The organism is Pseudomonas sp. SWI36 (genome assembly GCF_002948105.1).
GTDB lineage: Bacteria > Pseudomonadota > Gammaproteobacteria > Pseudomonadales > Pseudomonadaceae > Aquipseudomonas > Aquipseudomonas alloputida.
The window spans coordinates 226,016-247,401 of sequence record NZ_CP026675.1 but is presented as its reverse complement, the minus strand read 5'-3'; the positions used below and the strand labels follow the sequence as shown (position 1 = coordinate 247,401).

Sequence of the window (21,386 nt, the reverse complement as noted above, 5' to 3'; positions counted from 1 at the left end):
CATGACCTCCCATCACGTTACCAAGCTGCCGTTGGTCTTTTATGGTGATGACTTCACTGGCTCGACCGATGCTCTAGAGGTTCTGACGGCTGCTGGACTTAAATGTGCCCTGTTCCTCGCTCCTCCGACCCCAGAACGCCTGGCGGAGCTCGGTGAATTTGACGCCATCGGCATCGCTGGTGATAGCCGTGCTTTGTCCAATGGCGAGATGGATGCGGTGTTGCCCGGGATTTTTGAGGGCATCAAACGTCTATCGCCAGCGTTGATTCACTACAAGGTTTGCTCGACTTTTGACAGTGCCGACTCCGTGGGCAGCATTGGGCACGTCATTGAGCTGGCATCTCGCATCTATGATGTGAAAGGGATTCCGATCATTGCAGGCAATCCCGCATTGGGCCGTTACTGCGTTTTCGGCAACCTCTATGCCTTGTCCAAGACAGATCACAAGGTTCACAGGATTGACCGGCACCCTATTATGAGTGCCCACCCGATTACCCCGATGCATGAAGCGGACTTGAGTATCCATATCGGCAAGCAAAAGAACTTGTCGATTGGCAAAGTGGATATTCGCCAGCTCGAAAAGAGTGCAGAGCTCAGCCGATTAGTCGACGCGATGTCACAGCAGCACGATGCAGTGCTGTTTGATGGTACCGACGACTCTCATATGACCACCGCTGGCCAAGTATTGACCGAGCTTTCATCAGGCGCAGCTCCAGTTTTCGTCGTCGGTTCTTCCGGCGTGGAGTACGGCCTAACACAATATTGGCGTACCGCTGGGGTGTTTCCGCCACGAGCGTCGCTGGCCGTACCTCTGAAACCTGCAGACCAGGTACTGGTTATCTCAGGCAGTGCTTCGCCGTTGAGTCAGGCCCAGATTGAAACGGCAATCGATTACGGGTTTGTGGAGCTTGAAGTCGATGCTGCCGCTTTGATTACTGAGTCCCGAAAAAGCGCCGCAATACGAGATGTGGTGATGGCCGCTGTATCCCACCTCGAAGAGGGGCGGTCGGTGTTGATTCACACTGCCAAAGGCCCTGGCGACTCTCGGATCGAGCAGATGATCGAGGCAATGCTGCAAAAAGGCCTGCCTAGGGATGAGGCGAGGGTTCAGGGAGGGAAGCAGCTAGCGATGGAGGTAGGCCAGGTTGCACTTGAAATTCTCAAGGCATTCCCGTTGAAACGATTAGTGGTGTCCGGTGGCGACACATCGAGCCAAGTGACCAAAGTGCTTGCTCCCGACGCTCTGGTTATCAAGTCTGATATTTCTCCTGGCGCTCCTCTGTGCCAAATGCACTCTCGCGAGCCGTACCTGAAGGATGTGGAGATTGCTCTAAAAGGTGGGCAGATGGGAGATCGTGATTATTTCGTCAAAGCACTCAGAGGCCTTGAATAATCTCTGAGGGTTTTTCAGCAAGAAAATACTTGCATATCTACAATAACAAAAGGTGAAACCATGCATACCTCTATATCGAGCCCTGTCGAAAGTGACCTCGATCACATGGATCATGACGAGAAAAAATCCATGAAGAATGTTGTGGCCGGAAGCCTGTTCGGAACAGCATTAGAAACCTACGATCTCTACCTCTATGGCACTGCTGCTGCCCTTATTTTTGGGCCTCTGTTTTTCCCAGGGACTGACGAGACAGTATCCCGGCTGGCCTCTCTCGCGTCATTCGCAATTTCTTTCGTGGCGCGTCCACTAGGGTCGCTTGTACTTGGTCATTTCGGGGACAGGATTGGCCGTAAAAAGCTGCTGTATCTCACTCTCATCATTATGGGCTTGAGCACGGTAGGTATTGGTCTTTTGCCTACCTATGCCAGCATTGGCATTTGGGCACCTATCATGCTCTGCGTGCTCCGCTTCATCCAAGGCTTCGCTTTTGCGGGTGAGTACAGTGGCGCTGTGCTGATGCTCTTAGAGCATGCCCCAAGAAGAAGGAGGGGATTCTATGCGGCGATCAATAACATCGGCCCAGTCTTTGGTTTCATCGCATCCGCTGGCATGCTTTTGATCGTGAGTGCCTTGCTTTCTAAAGAGGATTTCACAGCTTGGGGATGGCGTATTCCTTTCATCGCCAGCCTTGCGCTGCTGATAGTAGGGGTGTTTGTCCGCTCCAAAGTTCCTGAGTCTCCAGTGTTTGAAAAAACTGCTGAGAAGAGGGCTGCAACCCCTGGCGATTCGCAATCTCCAGCGCTCCGCTTGTTCACTCGCTATCCTAAGCAACTGATGCTGGTTGCAGGCGCTAACATCTGCCACTTCTCGACCTTCTACCTCTTCACTGTATTTGCCCTGAGCTATGGCCAGCGAGAGCTAGGCCTGTCCAACGCATTTGTGTTGTCAGTCGCAATGGTTGCAATCTGTACTCACCTGGTAGTCGTACCCTTTGCCGGGGCGCTGGCAGATCGTATTGGCCGCCGTACCATGATGCTGATTGGTTTCGTCGTGACGGCACTTGCCGCCTTTCCTTTCTGGCACCTCTTTTCAACCGGCGAGTTCTGGCCGATGGTCGCTGGATCATGCCTGTTAATGACCGGATATGGCTTGGTATACGGTGCAGTGCCATCGTTCACTGGCGAAGCTTTCGGGCCTAGCGCTCGCTTCACTGGTTTCGCGATGTCTACTAACGTTGGTGGAATTGTAGGCGGTGGTACTGCTCCAATTGTAGGGGCATTCCTCCTCAGCCATTACGGTACGCCTTACGCGATCTCGATGCTCACGATAGCTCTCGCGGCGTTCTCTGGACTCTGTGTCTACCTGTCTGCTGAGACAAAAGACGTGGACATCGTCGACGAGTGACCCTGGCATTTGCGTGCCTCCCCGGGGGCACGCAGTCTCGGCTGTAAATCCCACCTTGTATTGCTGAGTGCTCAGCCAGCAATAACTTTTCGAACTTACTCAGTGAGATGAGAGAATCCTCGTCCCTGGAAGGTATCGGTATGACCATCCGTAGAACCAAAATTGTTGCAACTCTAGGCCCTGCTAGTAATTCGCCGCAAGTCATTGAAGCGCTGATCTTGGCCGGGCTAGATGTAGCGCGTTTGAATTTTTCTCATGGCACTCCAAGTGAGCACATTACTCGCGCTCGCTTGATTCGTGAGATCGCTGCCAAACACGGTAGGCACGTGGCTTTGTTGGGCGATTTGCAGGGCCCTAAAATTCGTATTGCGAAATTCACTAACAAACGGATCGAGTTGAAGGTTGGCGATACCTTTTCGTTCTCCACGAGCCATCCCCTCATGTCAGGCAATGAGCAGGTTGTAGGGATTGATTACCCTGACCTAGTGAAGGACTGTGGTGTCGGTGACGAGCTCCTGCTTGATGATGGGCGCGTGGTTATGCGTGTTGAGTCAACTACGCCCGAAGCCTTACATTGCATCGTCACTGTGGGCGGGCCTCTGTCAGATCACAAGGGGATCAACCGCAAGGGGGGCGGGCTCACTGCTCCTGCCCTTACCGAAAAAGACAAAGCTGATATCAAACTCGCTGCCCAAATGGATCTCGACTATTTGGCCGTTTCATTCCCTCGGGATGCCAAGGATATGGAGTACGCCCGCAAGCTGCGTGACGAGTCAGGAGGGACAGCCTGGCTGGTGTCGAAAATCGAACGAGCAGAGGCTGTTGCCGATGATCAGACGCTCGATGAGCTGATCGCAGCGAGTGATGCGGTCATGGTCGCTCGGGGAGATCTTGGTGTGGAGATTGGAGATGCGGAGCTAATCGCTATCCAAAAGAAGATCATTCTGCATGCCCGGCGTAACAATAAAGCGGTGATCGTTGCGACCCAGATGATGGAGTCGATGATCTCCAGTCCGATGCCTACCCGCGCTGAAGTGTCAGATGTGGCCAATGCGGTACTCGACAATACTGACGCCGTAATGCTGTCCGCTGAAAGCGCTGCCGGGGCATACCCCATCGAGGCAGTACGTGCCATGGCTCGTATTTGCAGCGGTGCTGAAAAACATCCAACCAATGTAAAGTCTAGTCATCGATTGCATACGACCTTTGGGCGTTGTGACGAAAGCATTGCGCTGGCCGCACTCTACACAGCGAACCACTTTCCTGGTGTTAAGGCAATCATCTCGCTCACAGAGAGTGGCTTCACACCCTTGATTATGTCTAGGCTTCGTTCTCATGTGCCGATCTATGCGCTTTCGCCTCATCGCGCTACCCAGGCTCGCTCCTCGCTGTTCCGTGGTGTTTATCCAATAGCGTTTGATCCTGCCTCACTGCCCTCTGAGACAGTAAGCGAGGCCGCCATCGGCGAATTGCTGAAGCGTGATTTGGTACAGCCTGGAGACTGGATAATTCTCACTAAGGGTGACAGTTACAATGTGGTGGGTGGTACGAACGGCATGAAAATCCTCCAAGTCTAACTCTCAGTTAATTGAAATAATTCTAGAGGCGGATGCATCAGCTTTGACGCTTATAAGGATCTGCCTCTAATTCTTGTCGGATATATACGGCGGTGCCACGCAATCGGTACTCACCTAGGTGTAGCTCCGGGGTATGGTCGCTATTGTCAGGGAGTTTCCAAATGGTTGTTCAACAGAAAATTTTCGAGTCTGGTTTGGATCGAAATTTGAAGCCTGATGACTGGCCGCGCGATTTTGATATTCGAGCTGAGTTTGCCGAACAACAAGAGTTGCTGGACGCTAATTATCAATATGCTGGATGTGCATCGCAATTGGAGGAAAGTAGTGATGAGTGAGTTCACTCGCATCAAGAAAGTCTTCGCTCGCGAGATCTTGGACTCTCGAGGCAACCCTACCGTAGAGGCTGTGGTTACTTTAGGTTGTGGAGTAACAGGTGAGGCAAGCGTACCGTCAGGCGCTTCCACCGGCTCCCGTGAAGCCCTTGAATTGCGTGATGGCTCATGGCGTTACAAGGGAAAAGGAGTAATGCGTGCCGTCGAAAATGTGAATGTCGCGATTCACGAGCGCATTCTAGGCCTGGACGCACTGGATCAGCGCGTCATTGATCAAGCGATGATCTCTCTTGATGGTACGGACTCGAAATCTATTCTTGGTGCTAACGCAATTCTCGCTGTTTCTTTGGCCACGGCTAAAGCTGCCGCAGCATCCCAAGGTATTCCATTGTACGAACACCTTGCGAAACTATTCAGTGCGAACCCCACTTACTCTATGCCTGTGCCGATGATGAATATCCTCAACGGTGGTGAGCATGCGGATAATAATATCGACATCCAAGAGTTCATGATTCAGCCAATTTCAGCTCCGAATTTTAGGGAGGGTTTGAGAATTGGTGCTGAAATATTTCATACCTTGAAGGCCGTGCTTTCAGAGCGTGGTCTAAGTACCTCTGTTGGTGATGAGGGAGGCTTCGCACCCTCCTTGGCCTCGAATGAAGAAGCGCTCGTTGTTATTGCCGAAGCTGTTAGTCGCGCAGGCTACGAGTTAGGGCGAGACGTAACATTGGCATTAGATTGCGCGGCCTCCGAGTTTTACAAGGACGGTAAATACACGTTGGAAGGTGAGGGGAGGTCTCTGACTTCCGAGCAGTTTGTTGACTATTTAGCTGATCTCTGTAGCAAATATCCGATTGCTTCTATCGAAGATGGTCTGGATGAGAGTGATTGGGATGGATGGGCATACTTAACCGCTCAGCTGGGCCAGAAGGTTCAACTGGTGGGGGATGATCTTTTCGTCACTAATCCAAAAATTCTGCGCAGGGGTATTGAGCAAGGAGTTGCCAATTCCATTTTGATTAAACTTAATCAAATCGGAACTCTAAGTGAGACGTTTGATGCCATACGTATGGCGCAAGAGGCTGGTTATGCTGCTGTGATCTCCCATCGATCCGGGGAAACGGAGGATACAACGATTGCCGATTTGGCCGTAGCGACTAACGCCGGGCAGATCAAAACCGGCTCGCTGTGTCGTTCAGATCGTGTTGGGAAGTACAACCGCTTGCTTCGTATTGAAGAGGCTCTTGAAGGCCAAGCGTCCTAAGGTGCTGGGACGATCCTCGTAGATGCCGACTGACCATCGCGCGCACGGTTTAGCTCTAAGTAGATGTATGAGTCGTGCGCGCCAGGAATATCATTCAGAGGTTCTCATATGACAACCTGCACTCTAATTGTTTTGGATGGAATTGGACTGAGGTCTCAGCAGGAAGCCAATGCAGTAGCTGCTGCCAACACTCCGACCCTGGACTACCTTTTCGAAAATTACCCTTACAGTGAGATTGCGACGTCCGGTATGGCTGTAGGGCTTCCTGATGGTCAAATGGGAAATTCCGAGGTCGGTCATATGAACCTCGGAGCGGGCCGGATCGTTTATCAAAATTTTTCGCGGATCAACAAAAGTATCGAAGATGGCTCATTCTATGAGAACGATGCTTTTCTAGAGGTTTTGAAACGTACAAGGCAACGAGGTGGTTCAATTCATCTGCTTGGCTTATTGTCACCTGGCGGTGTTCATAGTCACTTGGATCATTTTGTTGCAGCAGCCAGTTTGGTTGCGGCGAATGGTATCGAACAGTGCTATGTTCATGCGTTCCTTGATGGGCGAGATACCCCACCCAAAAGCGCTTCAGAATCTATTTCTGCCCTTGAGCTTGAATTGGCCAACAATGGCGGAGGTAGGATCGCGTCGTTAGTAGGGCGTTACTATGCGATGGATCGCGATAACCGCTGGAGTCGGGTAGAGGCGGCCTACAGGTTAATTGTTCAAGGGCAAAGCAAGTTTCACTATGAAACTGCGCTGGAGGCTCTTCAAGAAGCCTATGCACGTGGCGAAAGCGATGAGTTTGTCCAGGCAACATCGATTGGCAGCCCTGTTATAATTAGTGGAAACGATGCAGTCATACTATTAAATTTTAGGCCTGACCGATCTCGTCAAATGTGTAAAGCGCTCACTGACTATAATTTTTCTGAGTTCAAGAGACCTTTTGTCATAGGCAAAGAGCAGATGCTCACTATGACGCGCTACGCAGAAGAATTTGATGTATTGTGTGCTTTTCCGCCAGAGCCTATTAGGAATAGTCTGGGTGAGTACATGGCCCGGCTGGGAAGGTCTCAACTTAGAATTGCCGAAACAGAAAAGTATGCCCACGTTACGTTTTTCTTTAATGGGGGGCAGGAAGAGCCATTCTCATTGGAAAAAAGGATTCTTGTTAAATCTCCGCTGGTGGAGTCCTACGATCTTCAGCCCGAGATGAGTGCCTTTGAATTGACGGATAATTTAGTCGCAGAAATCTTAAGCGCCAATCATGACTTGAATGTATGTAATTATGCAAATGGGGACATGGTTGGTCATAGTGGTGTTTTTGAAGCTGCTGTAAAAGCTGTGGAGGCCGTCGATCAATGCCTGCGGCGTGTTGTAGACGCAGTGCTTGTGTCGGGTGGCAATTGCCTGATAACTGCAGATCACGGCAACGTTGAGCAGATGTGGGATCCGGAGTCTGGACAAGTTCATACTGCCCATACTCTTAATGCCGTACCTCTCATCTACATTTCCGGTGGGAAGAAATTCGGCCTAAGTAATGGGCGGCTGTGTGATATCGCTCCAACCATTCTAGATATCCTAGATCTTCCGCAGCCCAAAGAGATGACCGGTGTTTCGTTATTGAAGTCCAGGTTCAATAATATTTAGGTTGTCTGTGTTCGAGTTGTTAAGGCTTGGTGTATAAAGCTCCCAAGCCTATAGCTCAAGTCACCACTTAGGACTAACAGCCGGTAGCGAGTTCGGTCAGAGGTAGCAGGCTCGGAGACACATTAGCTAGGGTGAGGCATGGCGTTCGTCAATCACGGAGCTGTTGGCGAATGCTTCCGCTATAAACTCCATGAATACCAGCGCTCTTTTAGGCATTAGCCGATCCGCAATGTAAACAAACTGGATAGGTACGGGAGGCGGATAAAACTCCTGAAGTATCAGTTTAAGATTTCCATTGCTCAAGCCCGCCTCGTATAGCCATTCGGGCCCTTGTGCTATCCCCACACCCGCATTGACCAACTCTCGGGTAGCTTCTGGAGAGTTTACTCTGAGCTTTCCGGTGACAGGTATGTCCACATTACGAAAACGCCATGTGGCCCCGGTGCTTAACAATGTATAAATTATACAGTCATGATTTTCGAGATCTTCTGGCGTCGAAGGGGTGCCACGCTTGGCTAAATAATCTGAACTAGCGACGCATACGCGCTTGAATGAACCTAATTGTTTAGTTCTAAGTGTCTTGTCATCGAAGTGACCGATCCGCAGTGCTAGGTCAGCACCCTCATCTACAAGGTTTACGAAGCGATCATTAATCTGCAGGTCTAGGGTCATTTCCGGATAAAGGCTTAGAAATCTGGGTATTTCAGGAACGATAAAGGTATGTGCCAGAGCAGTAGGGCAGGCCACCCTCAGCAACCCAGAAGGCGTAACGTCGTTCTTCAGTGCTGATTCCGATTCAGCTACTGCATCGAGAATTCGGCGTGCATCCGCGTAGTACCGCTCTCCTTCAGACGTGAGTGACAGCTTCCTGGTAGACCTGTGAAGCAATCGAGTTTTCAGATGATCTTCCAAGGCGGCTACATAGCGGCTTACGTTCGGTTGGCCAAGGCCTAAATCTCGACCTGCCGACGAGAAGCTACCCGTTTCCACAGTGCGTACAAAGCATGTCATCAGTAGCAGACGATCCACGTTCCATTCTCCGATTTATGCCTGGAGGGCATGAATGCTATTCAATTTCGCCATCTTATCAATTATTCGGCATAGGTACATAGTACACCTAACCGGGGCATGAAGGCCCCGCACACCAGGAGAATTTCCAATGGCAAGATTGCAAGGCAAACGCGCACTGATCACCGGTGGCACCAGCGGAATTGGTCTCGAAGCCGCTAAACATTTTCTGAATGAGGGGGCCAGAGTTGTCGTTACAGGCGTGAACCCAGATTCAATCGCTAAAGCTAAGAATCAGCTAGGGAGCGAGGTACTTGTGCTCCAGGCGGACTCCGCTGACGTGGAAGCCCAGAAAATACTCGCTCTCGACATCCGTGATCATTTTGGACAGCTTGATATCGCTTTCCTCAATGCTGGTGTTTCTGTATGGATGCCTATGGAAGCGTGGACTGAAGAGATGTTTGATCGGTCTTTTGACATCAATGTCAAAGGGCCTTACTTCCTGATCCAGGCACTCCTGCCGGTGTTCGCAAATCCGGCTTCCGTAGTATTGAATACTTCTGTGAGTGTTCATGTGGGTGATGCCAACTCTTCGGTTTACGCGGCGACCAAAGCAGCGCTGCTGAATATGTCGAAAACACTTTCAACAGAGCTGCTTGATCGCGGTGTTCGTCTGAATGCTGTGAGTCCTGGCCCTGTGGATACACCACTTTATGACAAGCTCGGTATTCCAGTTGAGTACAGGGAGCAGGTAAACGCTGAAATCGTTTCTTCCATTCCCGCAGGTCGTTTCGGCACACCAGAAGAGATCGCCAAAGCGGTAGTGTACCTAGCATCTGATGAGTCCAAATGGACGATTGGGTCTGAAATCATCGTGGACGGCGGACGTCGACTGTAAAAGTCCCTTACTTATCACTTCAGCGCGTGGGCGGGGCGGTGTAGGGCTTAGTAGGCCTAGATGTACTCGCTGTCTCGCCCTCCTTTCAATATAGGCCTAAGAAATGCCCAATAACCTCAAGCTCGTGAGCCATGGATTGTGTCCGTTTGTCCAGCGTGTCGCCATTGCGTTGCTCGAGAAAAATATTGCCTTCGAGCGTGAAACCATCGATTTGGCTAACAAGCCAGAATGGTTCCTCGCAATCTCGCCGTCCGGCAAGGTACCGCTATTGATCGTAGGTGAGGAGGAGGAAAGTCAAACTGTTTTATTTGAAAGCTTTCCGATATGTGAATTTATTGAAGACGAGTATCGCCAGGTACCATTACACCCGACTGTGCCTTTGAAGCGAGCTAAACATCGAGCATGGATGGAGTTTTCCACAGCCGCAATGGGGGATGCTTGGGGAATGATCAACTCTCCCGATAAAGAGGGTTTCGTTCATAAGGCATTCGAACTTCGTGGAAAACTAATGAAGCTTGATTCTGCCTTGGTCGCTGGGCCGTACTTTGAAGGGGCTGAATTCAGTATGGTCGATGTTGTTATGGCACCGATTTTCAGGTTTTTTGAAGTGCTTAACTCCCCAGCCCAGAATGTCGTGCTGGATGGGCTCCCTCGAGTTGAAGCCTGGAAGCAATCGCTAATGACTCGACCAAGCGTGCGTCAGGCTGTATCAGCGGACTATTCCGAAAATTTAAGAAAATTCTTGATTGATAAAAGTACTTACGTGGTCAGTGATTGCCCCGTTTAGGTCATTTTCTTGAAAGGCGTTGCCTTGTCAGGTCAATTTTGCAAATGGTGCGCCGAGAGCATTTTCGAGTTCTTCTATGGAAAACAACTCTTTCCGATTTGCCTGCAACGGATGTGGGGTCTGCTGTAAAGGACGGCTGATTCCACTTACGCTGTATGAAACGAGGCAGTGGCTAAACAGAGGGCATGAGGTAGCAATTCTGCTTGAGGCATTTGACGAGCTTCATTGGAGTTCAAGTCCGGAGGAGTTTGCTCATGCCAAAGGCCGAGCCGTGGAGGTCACCAGTGGTCATGCCTCAATCTATGTCATTGCAGTATTCGCGGGCAATGCCCTAAATGGCTGTCAGAACCTGGGTGATAACAACCTTTGCGGCATCTATGACGAGCGTCCGTTGGTATGTCGAATCTATCCTGCGGAAATAAATCCGTTCATCCCACTGAATCCTGCGAGCAAAATCTGTCCGCCTGAGGTATGGGATGAAGGTGAAGTATTATTTACTGACCGTATCATTGACCCCGTTCTGGCGAAACAGATTGAGTGATCTCGAAAAGCAGATAGAGACGATGCTCGGGCTAAAATCGCTGTCTGTGAAATCTTAGGGCTAAATGTTGCTGCGTGGAAAGGCAATGCATTTACTGTGTACCTGCTTGATCGAGAACAGCTACTCGATGCTTTTGTTTTTTACGACGCACTCATGAGAGCTAGCCAAATTCGAACGGATTGGAAAGTCCGGGTCGACATTCCAGTTCTGCGGCAGAGACTTAAACAGGCTGGTGTGGCATTGGATGGCCAAGAGGGAGGTGACTATATATTTCATCCGCTTTAGTGCTTTGGGGGCGTCAACGTCATTGTAATATCAGAATGATTTCCATGTTCTAGAACTAGGGGCTAATGATTTTGGATTCGTTGGCCATTCGAATGCTAATTTGAGGGAACTCAGAACAAGTTGCCCATCAGCCGGAAATGGACGGCTTGGGGATGCCGAGAAGCCCGATTTTCAGCCGCTGATTATTGGAAAACCAAGGCGCAAACTTAATTTTTTGCCCTCACGGACGCACCTCTCCCGCAGCAGGCAATAATTGCCGGCGCACCATCCACAGATTAGACAGCGCAAATAGCGTGGTCAGTTGCGCCATGTTCTTGGCCAAGCCACGAAAGCGAGTCTTCACATAACCGAGCTGGCGTTTGATCACCCGGGACGGGTGCTCCACTTTCGCACCCTTTGTCTCGCAGGTACGCGTTGATGGTTTCCAGAATACCCGCCGCCAACGGGTGCTTCTGGGATAGCACACCTGACTCTGCTAAATGGGCTGTTGCTGCCAAGCCTGCGGCGTCATCCCAACGGATCTCATAAACGTCCGACAGAAGTGCGGCTGGTCGTAGAAGCCGCATTCCAGAGCGATCTCGGCGAGCATCATCGTCGACGCCTGCAGCAAGTCCTTACTCTTCCTGAGCCGCTGCTCCCGCAACCACTGCTGCGCAGAGATCTGTGTGGATTCCTTGAACATTCGCGAAAAATGGCTGCGCGACTGCCCGCATGCTGCAGCAAGCGCGGTGACCGATATGCCGGTATCCAGATGATCCAACATCATCTGCTTGGCCGTTGTGACCTGCCAGGGTTTGAGCCGCCCAGTCGACTGAATCCCGACGGTGGCTATAACGATGCCTTTAGTACTGTGCATGGGATCAATTCATCCTGAAAAATCTGTAGATGGCTTGATCCGGGCAGCACGATTCGCTGAAGCCTCGTCTGGCGCTTCAGAACACTCCGTAACGATTGGTAGCCCGGATCAGCTCATCCAGCCCCGCTTGTTGATCAGGAACCAACTTTGGGGCTGATCAGGCATCAGACCGATGCGGGCACGGGGGCCAGGGTTGGGCCGTGCTGAACGCGCTCTGGCGCTTTGTGCACCATGGTGTAGGCGTAGTCGACGCCCATGCCGTAGGCACCCGAATGCTCTTTGACCAGTTCCATGACCGCATCGTAGGTGTCGCGGTTTTTCCAGTCGCGCTGCCACTCCAGTAGCACCTGCTGCCAGGTAACTGGTACCACGCCCGCCTGGATCATGCGCTGCATGGCGTAGTCGTGAGCCTCCTTGGTCGTGCCCCCGGAAGCGTCGGCAACCATATAGATCTCATAGCCTGCATCGTGCATGGCGGACAGCGCGAAGGTGGTGTTGCAGACCTCAGTCCACAGGCCCGAAACGATGATCTTGTTTCGACCATTCTTCTTCAGCGCGTCACGTACCTTCTGGTCGTCCCAGGAGTTCATGGACGTGCGCTCGAGCAGCGGAGCGTCAGGGAAGACCGCGAGCAGCTCGGGGTAGGTATGCCCGGAGAAGCTCTCGGTTTCGACTGTGGTGAAGATGGTGGGAACATTAAAGATCCTGGCTGCTTTGGCCAGGCCCACGGTGTTGTTCTTCAGCGTCTGCCGGTCAATGCTCTGCACGCCAAAAGCCATTTGCGGTTGCTGATCGATGAAGATCAGTTGGCTGTTGAGCGGGGTCAGTACTTCAGTGTATGGCTTGCTCATTGTTCTTCCCTTTTGCTGAACGGTGGCGAGAGTTTTTCGGCGGGTTGTCGCCGAGTGCCAGCACAAGATAGCGAAACACACAGCGAAATGGTGACGCACATTTGCGCTCTTGCAGGCGCATTAATGCACCATGGATGACGTCCAATCCGGTGCTAGGATCTCGGCCAGTCGGATCACGTCGATCCATTTTTCGCCAAGGAGAATCCAATGGCTGCTTCACGACCTTTTAACGACGACACCGCCTACTGGGGCGTTTCATGGGAAGAGGGCTACGGCTATCCGCAAGCGCGGCGAGTTGGGAACGAGATCTTCATCTCGGGGCAGTTCAACCATGACGAAGAGGGCAACCTGGTAGCGCCGGCGCCACTGGATGCTGACGGTCGTCCGAGCGATTTCTCGTCAATGGGCGAACAGATGCGGGTTTCTTACGACAACATTGCCAAGCTGTTGGCCTTGTATGGCGCTACGATGCAGGATGTCGTTGAGGAGACGCTGTATGTGTTGGACATGGACGCAGCCTTTGCCGTAGTCGGCAAGGTGCGCAAGGCGGCCTATGGCACCGAGCGACCGCAGGCGGCCAGTAATATCATCGGTGTATCGCGGCTTGCACAGCGCCCCCAGCTGATCGAGATCGTGTGTCGTGCTGTGATCGGCGCCCAAGCCAAATGAACGGGCCTCCGATTTCAACTAGGAAGCAGGGATGGCCTGCTGACCTTCGACCAGAGGTTTGAGGTCGGCCACGGCAGCCGCGCAGAACGTCATGAATGCTTTTACCCGCCAGGACTTTCTTATGTCCTGGTGGGTGAGCAGCCATAACTCATCCTGAAGCTCCTGCACCACTGGGCCTGCTCGAACCAAACCTGGGGTGATGTCGCCCAGCATGCAGGGGAGGAAACCAAAACCGAGGCCCGCCGCAATAGCGGCACTTGCTGCCGCCACGGAATCAGTGCGGTAAGCAATATGCTCCGAGGGCACTCGACATTCGACGTAGCTCGTTGCCTTCAAACCGCACAGGCCTCCCGAGTAGGATACCCATGCCTGACCCTCAGCGAAGGGATCGGTAATCGCCGCCTGCTTGACGCTGCCATATGCCGCCCACGCGATGTTGGCGAGCTTGCGGCCCACGAGGGTGTCCGTTGGTTTTTTGGTCGCGCGTACCGCAATATCCGACTCGTCCCTTGCCAAACTCAACGTCTGGTTGCCGACCAACACCTCGATGGAAATCCCCTCATTGAGGGCTTTGAAGTCCGCGATGATCGGCGTGAGAAAGTACAGCAGCAGCGAGTCGCTGGTAGTGATTCGCAGCTTTCCCAGGGGGCCTTGGCCGGCGCGGGACACCCTGCGGGTGACACTGACGATGTCCAGCTCAACGCGCTCGGCCAGTGCACGCAGCTCGACGCCTTCGGCGGTCAGCAGATACCCCGCCTTGCGATGATCGAAAAGCGCGACCCCAAGCGTCTTCTCAACTTGCGCGACCCGGCGCGAGACGGTGGACACATTGATGCCGAGCTTCTTGGCTGTGGCGGAGCGGTTGCTACAGTCACTTAGCGTTTTAATGATCCGCAAGTCGTCCCAGGAAAGTTGGCTGACAGCTTCGCCGACATCCCACTTCGGGCCGTTGGCATTCGCAGGGATGGACTGGGCACTTCCAGGTGACGGCTTCACGACAATCATTCCAGGTGGGGAGGGCTGATGATACGAGAAGGAGCTTGGCCAACCAAGGTGGGGTTAGAAGGCGTGCCTGGTTAATGGGCAGAAGAATGCCGGCTGCTAGGCGGGCAAGCACTTTCACGCGGGGATAGCTCGAGTCACTCGATCCAACGATTTATGAAGCCTCACCCGACTGCTTGTCTGCCGGAGCTCCATGAAGAGACCTCAGTTTCGGTGTCGACCTGCACTCAAACTGAACGGCGAGATCAGCGTAAGGGTCGGAACGATAACTGTCACGAAAAAGGATGTTAACGATGAAAGCGATGACTCGACTGTTCACAGGCTTCGCCATGGTCGCCGCAATGGCAAGCACTGCAGCATGGGCGGATCAGCCTGGAGCAGATTGGAAAGTAACCAAGGATCAGGCCGAAGCTACCTTAAAGGGCGCCGGCTACACGCAGATTACCAAGATCGAGGCCGATGATGGTCATTGGGAGGGCGAAGGTATGAAAGCTGACGGCAAGCAGTACGAGTTCCAGGTCGATCCGCACGACGGCAAGATCACCAAGGACGAGCTGGATAACTAATCAGGGCGGGTGTTGCTCTCTGATCGGCCCGCGCTTTGTGCGCGGGCTTTTTTTCGCCTATCAATTGGGAAAACTGTACTGTTCCCTTAGCCGGTCATTCCGTCATTCCTTGAATGGTGGCTTCGAAGATATTGGGGAAGCCAGGGTTATCCCTCTCCCTGGCCATTTGCTCAGCGGTTGTCTTCCGTCATTCCGCTGTCTTCGTCCTGAATCGCTTGCGACTCATCTTCCATACTTTCCTCCCGGTCAGATTTAATGCCGGTGGAATGGCCTCCTGGGCCACCCCGTTGGGTTGCACCACCGGCACGCTGAGGATCATCTTCCTGAAGGTTACTGCCGCTGCCATGCCCAGTTTGCTGATTCTCAGGTCTCCCTCCGGACATTTGATCACCTTTCTGGCCGGCTTCAGACGCCCGTTGTGCATCATTGGCAAAACTGCCAGGGTTGTTTTGAGCGGTGCCGCCTTGCTGACCAGCCTTGTCTTGATCGTTAGCCATGATCTCGCACCTCGTGTGTTCACACAGAGAGCCTGTGTTTTCTTCGGATGCCGGGAGAGTGTGGGATGCTCCCCTTACTTTCGTGCTAGCTGACCGGGGGCGCGAAAGATCGTAAAACGCAACGTATCGTGTGATAAAGATCGTTGCGATGGTATAGGTAGGTGTGGCGATCTGAGCGCGGCTAATTTACTTCCAACAGGGGCAGACGCTGCCGGATGTCGGCGATGAGCCGTCTGCCTTCTGCCTGCATCAGATCGCCATAATTGGCAATTGCGCCACACCTTCGGCACGTGAGGATGGCCTTTTTGTTCAACTTTATTGGTGTCACAAGGTCTTGCCCACCGCATTTGAGACATCTCAGCGTGCCGCTCACAGCTTTCCTCTCCATGGATGTTGATGAGTACCCTTCCGTTGCCGTGCTGTTCGTGAAACACGGTGCGGTAAATGGAGTGGCGCGGTGTGCTGAGCGTTCACTTTGACATGAGGCTAGCTTGCCCAGCCCGCTGCTGGATGATGGCAACTACTGACAAGGGCAGTCGGGAATCCAAGTTGTGGGATGCGCCGGGATAATTTGGATAAGGCAAGCGGAGCGCGCCGGCCCAAGGATGGGCCAGCGCGTGAGGATGTAAGCCCGAAAGGACTGTAGCCTGGCTTTGCCAGGGTGCGGTTTACGATAGCCGTCCCAAGAGGGGTACGTCAGGGGCATAACTACATGCAACTGTCCCACGTGCTATTGGCTGGAACGGCTGTTCGCTTTCTCAGATGTCGACGTGGCGGGCCGATGCAGATGAGCACCTGTTGGATCGGTGATCTGAATAACGTTGCCGTGTTGCCAAGCATCCGCCTTGGGATCAGCCGCAGGGATTTGAATGTCAGCCCGCTGAGCTTTGATTTTTGCCGCATCTACCCTCAGACGGCGATTGCGCTGCTCGACCATCGCCGGGTCAGCCTGGCCATCCATTGTGAACCCCATCATCAACTGCGGAACGCCCACAGGAAGAGCTTTATCCTGGTCGGTGTGCCACGTGTGCCATGTCTTCCCGTAGGTATGGGCAAGCCGCTCCATCAGCGCATGTTCAGCAGTCGCGGGGATGCCTGGTGCAACCAACTGACCGGACGAGACTTCATAGCCGTGGCTGTGCCACATCGCCTTCTCGTTGGCCGGCAGACCAGCAAACAGCTTTTCGTCGATGATGTACTCGACACCCATGATCTTCGCTTCCCTGGTATTACCGTCGAAGATGACGCACTGGATGACATCCTCATTCAGGATGGAGCAGTAGTGATGCGCTTCCATCTGCACATCAGGATGTCCGTTGTAAAAGTGGAAGCCATCCAGATAGGCGTTGATGGCCTCAATGGGCGGCTTCGCCTGCAAGGTCGCGGCGCCGGCTTCCAGCAACTGAGTCTTTGCGGATTCGGGCCTGCCAGGCGTCTCCACAGGCGACTTCGTCTCAGGAGCAGAGCAAGCCCAAAGAAGACTACAGGCCAGGGGAAGGGCTACGAATTTGATGAGTTGTGGCATGAGAGTGGCTCTAGCTAGTGTCCTCAAGGGACAGCCTGGGCCTGTTGAACGGACAACTCAGAAGACAAACGGCCGAATTCTAGGCAAAAGAAAGCCCGCTGCTAGGCGGGCTAATGGGAGCTTCTATCACACGGGGGGATAGGACGAGTGTTGCCTAGGTGTCGTGAAAATGGGGTGAAAGAAAAGTCCCTCCAATGTCATGCAGGGTTCTCCAACGCTGGGCCAGCCTATGCGCGTGATCTGCGACGGAGATATGCGACGGTTCACGTCATTGAATCTTGTGGTCAAATGGCAAGCGGAGCGCGCCGGCCCAATGGGACAAAGGCGTGAGGAAAGCCCTGATTATTCAGGGCTTTTTGCGATTCTTAACCGATGCACGTTCCCCTCCTGCCGCAAGGTCAGGGCTTGGTTTACCGTGGCTTCCCCGACTTTCACTTCCACGGCAATAGCGATTCGTAATCCTCAATCTTCGCGGCATGCGGCAAGTCCTCCAGTACGTGGCGAAGCCATGCATAGGGTTCTTGGCCGTTGGCTTTGGTGGTTCAAGCAAGCTCTACAATTGTGCGCTGACTGCAGCGACGTTCGTGGCGACTAGCCTGCGGGCCTCATCGCTCACACCTTCAACTCTCGCTCAACGGCGAACGAGTGTTCGCCACACGCAAGGCGTCACGGGGCAGGGCGGCTGAATAAGGACGTTCCCCGTCGAGTATTTACATTCAATTCGTATGATAATAAGGTTTTAATCATACGAGCTGTATGTATTTTACCTTGAGCGTGACTGCCCAAGGGCCTTTCGATAAGGAGAGTCGAGCGTGTTCAGTACCTACCGCGAGTTGTTCCAGGCCAGAGGCGCCAAGGGCTTCGCCTTGGCCGGCCTGCTGGCCCGGCTGCCGTTGCCGATGACCGGTATCGGGATCATCACCATGTTGTCTCAAATCACCGGCAGTTACGGCCTGGCCGGTGCGGTGGCGGCCACCTTCGTGCTGACTTATGCACTGATGTCGCCGCAGATCTCGCGCCTGGTCGACCGCCATGGCCAGGGCCGCTTATTGCCGGCCGCCGCCGGGCTCAGTGTGCTGGGCATCCTTCTGCTGTTGGCTTGCAGCTATTGGCGGCTGGCGGACTGGACCCTATTCGTCGGGGCCGCGCTCGCCGGCTTCATGCCCAGCATGTCGGCGATGGTGCGCGCGCGCTGGACCGCGATTTACCGCGGCAAGGCGCAACTGAAGACAGCCTACTCGCTGGAAACCGTTCTTGACGAAGTCACCTTCATTGCTGGCCCGCCGATTTCGGTGGGGCTGAGCGTGGCGGTACTTCCGCAGGCCGGTACATTGGCTGCTGCCGTGTTCCTGGCCGTCGGCGTGTTCGCCTTGGCGGTGCAGGTCGGCACCGAGCCGCCAGTAGAGGCCGATGCCGCCGCCGGGCAAGACAGCATGTCGGCGTTCAGGCTGGCCGACGTACGCCTGCTGACCTTGCTGATGGTCGCTATGGGCTTGATCGTCGGTACGGTCGACATCGTCAGCGTGGCATTCGCCGAGCAGATGGACATGCCGGCTGCGGCCAGCGTGGTGCTGTCTTGTTATGCCATCGGCTCCTGTGTCGCGGGGCTGGTGTTCGGTGTCCTGAAACTCGATACCCCGCTACACAAGCTGCTACTGCTGGGTGGGTTGGCGACGGCGGCGACAACCTTGCCGCTGCTGGTGGTGGGAAACATCATCGGGCTGACCATTGCCGTGCTGGTTGCGGGCCTGTTCTTCGCCCCGACCATGATCGTGGCGATGTCGCTGGTAGAGCGCATCGTTCCCGAAAGCAAGCTGACTGAAGGGATGACCTGGTTGCTCGCCGGTCTCAACGTTGGAGTTGCCGGCGGTGCCGCAGCGTCTGGGCAGGTGGTCGATATGTGGGGTGCCCAGGCCGGATTCAACGTTGCCTTGGCCGGTGGGGCCGCAGTGTTGTTGGTCGCGCTTTGGGGCTACCAGCGCATGCGCGCCGGAGCCCGACAGGCGTCGTATTCGCTTTGATCGGCTTCAGGGCTGGCCGGCAGGCTTGGTGGCTCGGTCACCGCGCGACGATACGACAGGCTTGTCAGTGCGCCTCGCGCCCAAGACAATGCGTGCAAGCGGTATGAATACTCGTATACGCCTACCCCATGCCGCCAGAACACAAGGAATAGCTGGATGGTTCGCCGCACCCGCGCTGCAATGCAAGAAACCCGAGCCCTGTTACTGGCCACCGCCCGCCAGATGTTCAGCGAGCAGGGGTTTGCGCACGCCTCGATGGATGATCTGACCGCTCGGGCGGGATTGACACGGGGGGCGTTGTACCACCACTTTGGCGACAAGAAGGGGTTGCTGGCAGCCGTCGTTGAGCAGCTCGACGCTGAAATGGACGAGCGCCTGCGTGCTATTACCGAGACCGCCGATAACGCTTTGGACGGCTTCCGCCAACGCTGCCACGCCTACCTGGAGATGGCGCTGGAGCCCGAGATCCAGCGCATCGTGCTGCGCGACGCCAGAGCGGTGTTGGGGGGCGGCTCGCCTGAGGCCCAGCGGTATTGCATAGAGTCGCTGCGCCAGTTGATCGACAACCTGGTACTAGAGGGCGTTTTCGTCAACGCGCACGCTCAAGCGCTGGCTGCTTTGATCTACGGCAGCTTGGCTGAAGCGGCTGTGTGGATCGCGGAGGCCGAAGACGGCAATGCACGCTTGGCGCAGGCTGGCAAGGCGTTCGACCTGCTGTTGCTCGGGGTGCTAAAGCGGCCAACAGACTCTACGGACGCGTGAATGCGCGCGACAGTTCCACCCTGTTGGGAGCCCCGTCCCCCTCAGGGCAGTTCCGCTACCTGACTACCCGTTAACGTCTGGCAGGGCAGGCTTGGTGCTGCTCAAGGTTTTTCGGTAGCGCTCGTTTGGCGAGCGGCGGGTTCTGTGGAGGAAGACGCGGCAGCATGAAGCTTGTCAGTAATCTGCTTGGCCAAGGCATGGTAAAGCGAGACCGGAGACACCCATCCAGAGATGGCCGCCGCCATCAGTGTCGCGGCCAACATGGGAATGGCCAGGTCCGGGCTATGTGTCAGTTCAAGCACGATGACCGAGGCGGTCAGTGGCGAGCGTGTCACACCGGCCAGGTATGCGCCCATGCCGAGTAGTGCGCCTGCCTGAGGGTCAACATCGGGCAGCAAGCTCAACAGCGGCGCAAAGGCGGCGCCGATGCTCAGCGAAGGCGAAAAGAGCCCGCCTGGAATCCCGGAAAGATAGGACGCGACGTTGGCCAGAAACTTCCACAGGAGAAAGCTTGTGTCCGTGATCGGCTGCCCCTCCAGCAACGCACGCGTTTCTTCATACCCGGTGCCGAATACATGATTGCCAGAGACGAGCCCCAAGGTGGCCAGCAGCAACCCACAGGTGGCAGCAAAGCGCACTGGATAGCGTCCGCGTAACGTACAGACCTGGCCGAGTATGCCCTTGTCGGTGGGCAGCACAAGCTTGGCGTAAAAACCACCCAGCAGCCCGCCCAGCACTGCACAGGCAGGAACGACGCTCCAGCCCCAGCCCACCGGCATCCGACCGCTGATCTCGCCAAAGTAGGCGTAATGCCCCATCAGCCCCAGCGTCACGACCCCGCCGATCAGCACCGCAGTGAGCACCAAGCCACTGAAACGTTGCTCGAACGTGCGGCTCAACTCCTCAATGGCAAAGACTACCCCCGCTAACGGTGTATTGAAGGCTGCGGCAATACCCGCGGCGCCTCCGGCGAGCACCAGGCCAGCGATGGTGCGCCGGCCGTGCAGGCCTAAGCGTCGGCCAAAGGAATAGAGCACTGCGGCGCCGATATGGACGGTCGGGCCTTCCCGGCCAACCGAACCGCCGACCAGCAGGGCGCCCAACGTCAGACTCATGCGTGCTGCCGCCACGGGGAGCGAGAGTAATCGAGCGCGCAGCCGGCGAGAGGGCATTTCCAGGGCGGCGATGACTTGGGGAATGCCGCTACCCTTGGCATTTTCAAACCATCGTTGCGTCAGATAAGCCAGGGCCGCGAAACCCAGCGGAGTGATGAGAAGAGGTGACCAGGGTGCCCATTCCAGCAAGCGCTTGAACGAAGCGAACGCCGCGTCGGCTAGCCAGGCGAATGCCAGCGCAACGAGCCCCACCAGCAATGCCCCGATCCAGAACGCCAGTCGCTGACGCCATTCTCGCCAGCGTGAACGGCGGGGGAGTGAAGGAGCAGGTCGGGTAGGGTCGGACATTGTCCACACATGGCTGACTTGGAAAACCGAGAGTATGGCGT

At 54.5% G+C, this 21,386-nt stretch carries 19 protein-coding genes and 3 pseudogenes; 13 read left to right on the top strand and 9 right to left on the bottom strand.

The window, feature by feature from the left end; genetic code table 11:
- Position 1: 1 nt before the first annotated feature.
- From C4Q27_RS01455 to gpmI, 6 genes are all read left to right on the top strand, one after another.
- Positions 2–1,393, top strand: coding sequence for a four-carbon acid sugar kinase family protein (locus C4Q27_RS01455; protein WP_064491903.1), 1,392 nt, complete (start codon positions 2–4; stop codon positions 1,391–1,393).
- Between the two features lie 60 nt (positions 1,394–1,453).
- Positions 1,454–2,797, top strand: a complete 1,344-nt coding sequence (locus C4Q27_RS01450) for an MFS transporter (RefSeq protein WP_104886345.1) — start codon at positions 1,454–1,456, stop codon at positions 2,795–2,797.
- Between the two features lie 140 nt (positions 2,798–2,937).
- The gene (pyk, locus tag C4Q27_RS01445; protein WP_017148220.1) at positions 2,938–4,374 is read left to right on the top strand and encodes a pyruvate kinase; all 1,437 of its coding nucleotides are present in this window, start codon (positions 2,938–2,940) and stop codon (positions 4,372–4,374) included.
- 161 nt (positions 4,375–4,535) lie between these two features.
- Positions 4,536–4,709, top strand: a complete 174-nt coding sequence (locus C4Q27_RS29230; protein WP_158666114.1) for a hypothetical protein — start codon at positions 4,536–4,538, stop codon at positions 4,707–4,709.
- On the top strand, positions 4,702–5,970 hold the full coding sequence (gene eno, locus C4Q27_RS01440; RefSeq protein WP_104887831.1) for a phosphopyruvate hydratase: 1,269 nt from the start codon (positions 4,702–4,704) through the stop codon (positions 5,968–5,970). Before C4Q27_RS29230 ends, eno begins: the two co-directional genes overlap by 8 nt.
- Before the next feature lie 108 nt (positions 5,971–6,078).
- The gene (gpmI, locus tag C4Q27_RS01435; protein WP_104886344.1) at positions 6,079–7,614 is read left to right on the top strand and encodes a 2,3-bisphosphoglycerate-independent phosphoglycerate mutase; all 1,536 of its coding nucleotides are present in this window, start codon (positions 6,079–6,081) and stop codon (positions 7,612–7,614) included.
- A gap of 126 nt (positions 7,615–7,740) precedes the next feature.
- Here the strand turns inward: gpmI and C4Q27_RS01430 are convergent, their stop codons facing one another.
- Positions 7,741–8,643, bottom strand: coding sequence for a LysR family transcriptional regulator (locus C4Q27_RS01430; RefSeq protein WP_081273212.1), 903 nt, complete (start codon positions 8,641–8,643; stop codon positions 7,741–7,743).
- A 130-nt stretch (positions 8,644–8,773) separates the two neighbouring features.
- On the opposite strand from C4Q27_RS01430, the gene C4Q27_RS01425 reads away from it, so the two are divergent.
- The 3 genes and pseudogenes from C4Q27_RS01425 to C4Q27_RS01415 all read left to right on the top strand — a co-directional run bounded on the left by C4Q27_RS01425 (position 8,774) and on the right by C4Q27_RS01415 (position 11,133).
- Positions 8,774–9,520, top strand: coding sequence for an SDR family oxidoreductase (locus tag C4Q27_RS01425; protein WP_064491899.1), 747 nt, complete (start codon positions 8,774–8,776; stop codon positions 9,518–9,520).
- Between the two features lie 103 nt (positions 9,521–9,623).
- The gene (locus C4Q27_RS01420) at positions 9,624–10,307 is read left to right on the top strand and encodes a glutathione S-transferase family protein (RefSeq protein WP_012051843.1); all 684 of its coding nucleotides are present in this window, start codon (positions 9,624–9,626) and stop codon (positions 10,305–10,307) included.
- Positions 10,308–10,383: 76 nt separating this feature from the next.
- Positions 10,384–11,133, top strand: a pseudogene (locus tag C4Q27_RS01415) (YkgJ family cysteine cluster protein).
- A 220-nt stretch (positions 11,134–11,353) separates the two neighbouring features.
- Here C4Q27_RS01415 and C4Q27_RS01410 read toward each other — a convergent pair.
- The 3 genes and pseudogenes from C4Q27_RS01410 to C4Q27_RS01400 all read right to left on the bottom strand — a co-directional run.
- Positions 11,354–11,524, bottom strand: a pseudogene (locus C4Q27_RS01410) (IS5/IS1182 family transposase); the annotation flags it as partial.
- Positions 11,525–11,608: 84 nt separating this feature from the next.
- Positions 11,609–11,989, bottom strand: coding sequence for a helix-turn-helix domain-containing protein (locus C4Q27_RS01405; protein ID WP_064491898.1), 381 nt, complete (start codon positions 11,987–11,989; stop codon positions 11,609–11,611).
- Positions 11,990–12,153: 164 nt separating this feature from the next.
- Complete coding sequence (locus C4Q27_RS01400) at positions 12,154–12,840, bottom strand: hydrolase (RefSeq protein WP_064491897.1); 687 nt, start codon at positions 12,838–12,840, stop codon at positions 12,154–12,156.
- A gap of 207 nt (positions 12,841–13,047) precedes the next feature.
- On the opposite strand from C4Q27_RS01400, the gene C4Q27_RS01395 reads away from it, so the two are divergent.
- Entirely contained in the window at positions 13,048–13,509 is a 462-nt protein-coding gene (locus C4Q27_RS01395) for a RidA family protein (RefSeq protein WP_003256717.1), read from the top strand.
- An 18-nt stretch (positions 13,510–13,527) separates the two neighbouring features.
- On the opposite strand, the gene C4Q27_RS01390 is transcribed toward C4Q27_RS01395, so the two are convergent.
- The gene (locus C4Q27_RS01390; protein ID WP_012051848.1) at positions 13,528–14,514 is read right to left on the bottom strand and encodes a LysR family transcriptional regulator; all 987 of its coding nucleotides are present in this window, start codon (positions 14,512–14,514) and stop codon (positions 13,528–13,530) included.
- Positions 14,515–14,804: 290 nt separating this feature from the next.
- On the opposite strand from C4Q27_RS01390, the gene C4Q27_RS01385 reads away from it, so the two are divergent.
- Complete coding sequence (locus C4Q27_RS01385) at positions 14,805–15,077, top strand: PepSY domain-containing protein (RefSeq protein WP_064491896.1); 273 nt, start codon at positions 14,805–14,807, stop codon at positions 15,075–15,077.
- A 170-nt stretch (positions 15,078–15,247) separates the two neighbouring features.
- On the opposite strand, the gene C4Q27_RS01380 is transcribed toward C4Q27_RS01385, so the two are convergent.
- From C4Q27_RS01380 to C4Q27_RS01365, 3 genes and pseudogenes are all read right to left on the bottom strand, one after another.
- Positions 15,248–15,574, bottom strand: coding sequence for a general stress protein (locus tag C4Q27_RS01380; protein ID WP_104886343.1), 327 nt, complete (start codon positions 15,572–15,574; stop codon positions 15,248–15,250).
- A gap of 730 nt (positions 15,575–16,304) precedes the next feature.
- Positions 16,305–17,099, bottom strand: coding sequence for an OBAP family protein (locus C4Q27_RS01370; RefSeq protein WP_064491894.1), 795 nt, complete (start codon positions 17,097–17,099; stop codon positions 16,305–16,307).
- A 431-nt stretch (positions 17,100–17,530) separates the two neighbouring features.
- Positions 17,531–17,641, bottom strand: a pseudogene (locus C4Q27_RS01365) (transposase domain-containing protein); the annotation flags it as partial.
- Positions 17,642–17,911: 270 nt separating this feature from the next.
- Between C4Q27_RS01365 and C4Q27_RS01360 the strand changes: the two are divergent.
- Complete coding sequence (locus C4Q27_RS01360; RefSeq protein WP_064491893.1) at positions 17,912–19,120, top strand: MFS transporter; 1,209 nt, start codon at positions 17,912–17,914, stop codon at positions 19,118–19,120.
- A gap of 156 nt (positions 19,121–19,276) precedes the next feature.
- Complete coding sequence (locus C4Q27_RS01355; RefSeq protein ID WP_010954776.1) at positions 19,277–19,882, top strand: TetR/AcrR family transcriptional regulator; 606 nt, start codon at positions 19,277–19,279, stop codon at positions 19,880–19,882.
- A gap of 101 nt (positions 19,883–19,983) precedes the next feature.
- Here C4Q27_RS01355 and C4Q27_RS01350 read toward each other — a convergent pair whose 3' ends face one another.
- Complete coding sequence (locus C4Q27_RS01350) at positions 19,984–21,345, bottom strand: chloride channel protein (RefSeq protein WP_232968710.1); 1,362 nt, start codon at positions 21,343–21,345, stop codon at positions 19,984–19,986.
- Positions 21,346–21,386 lie beyond the last annotated feature (41 nt).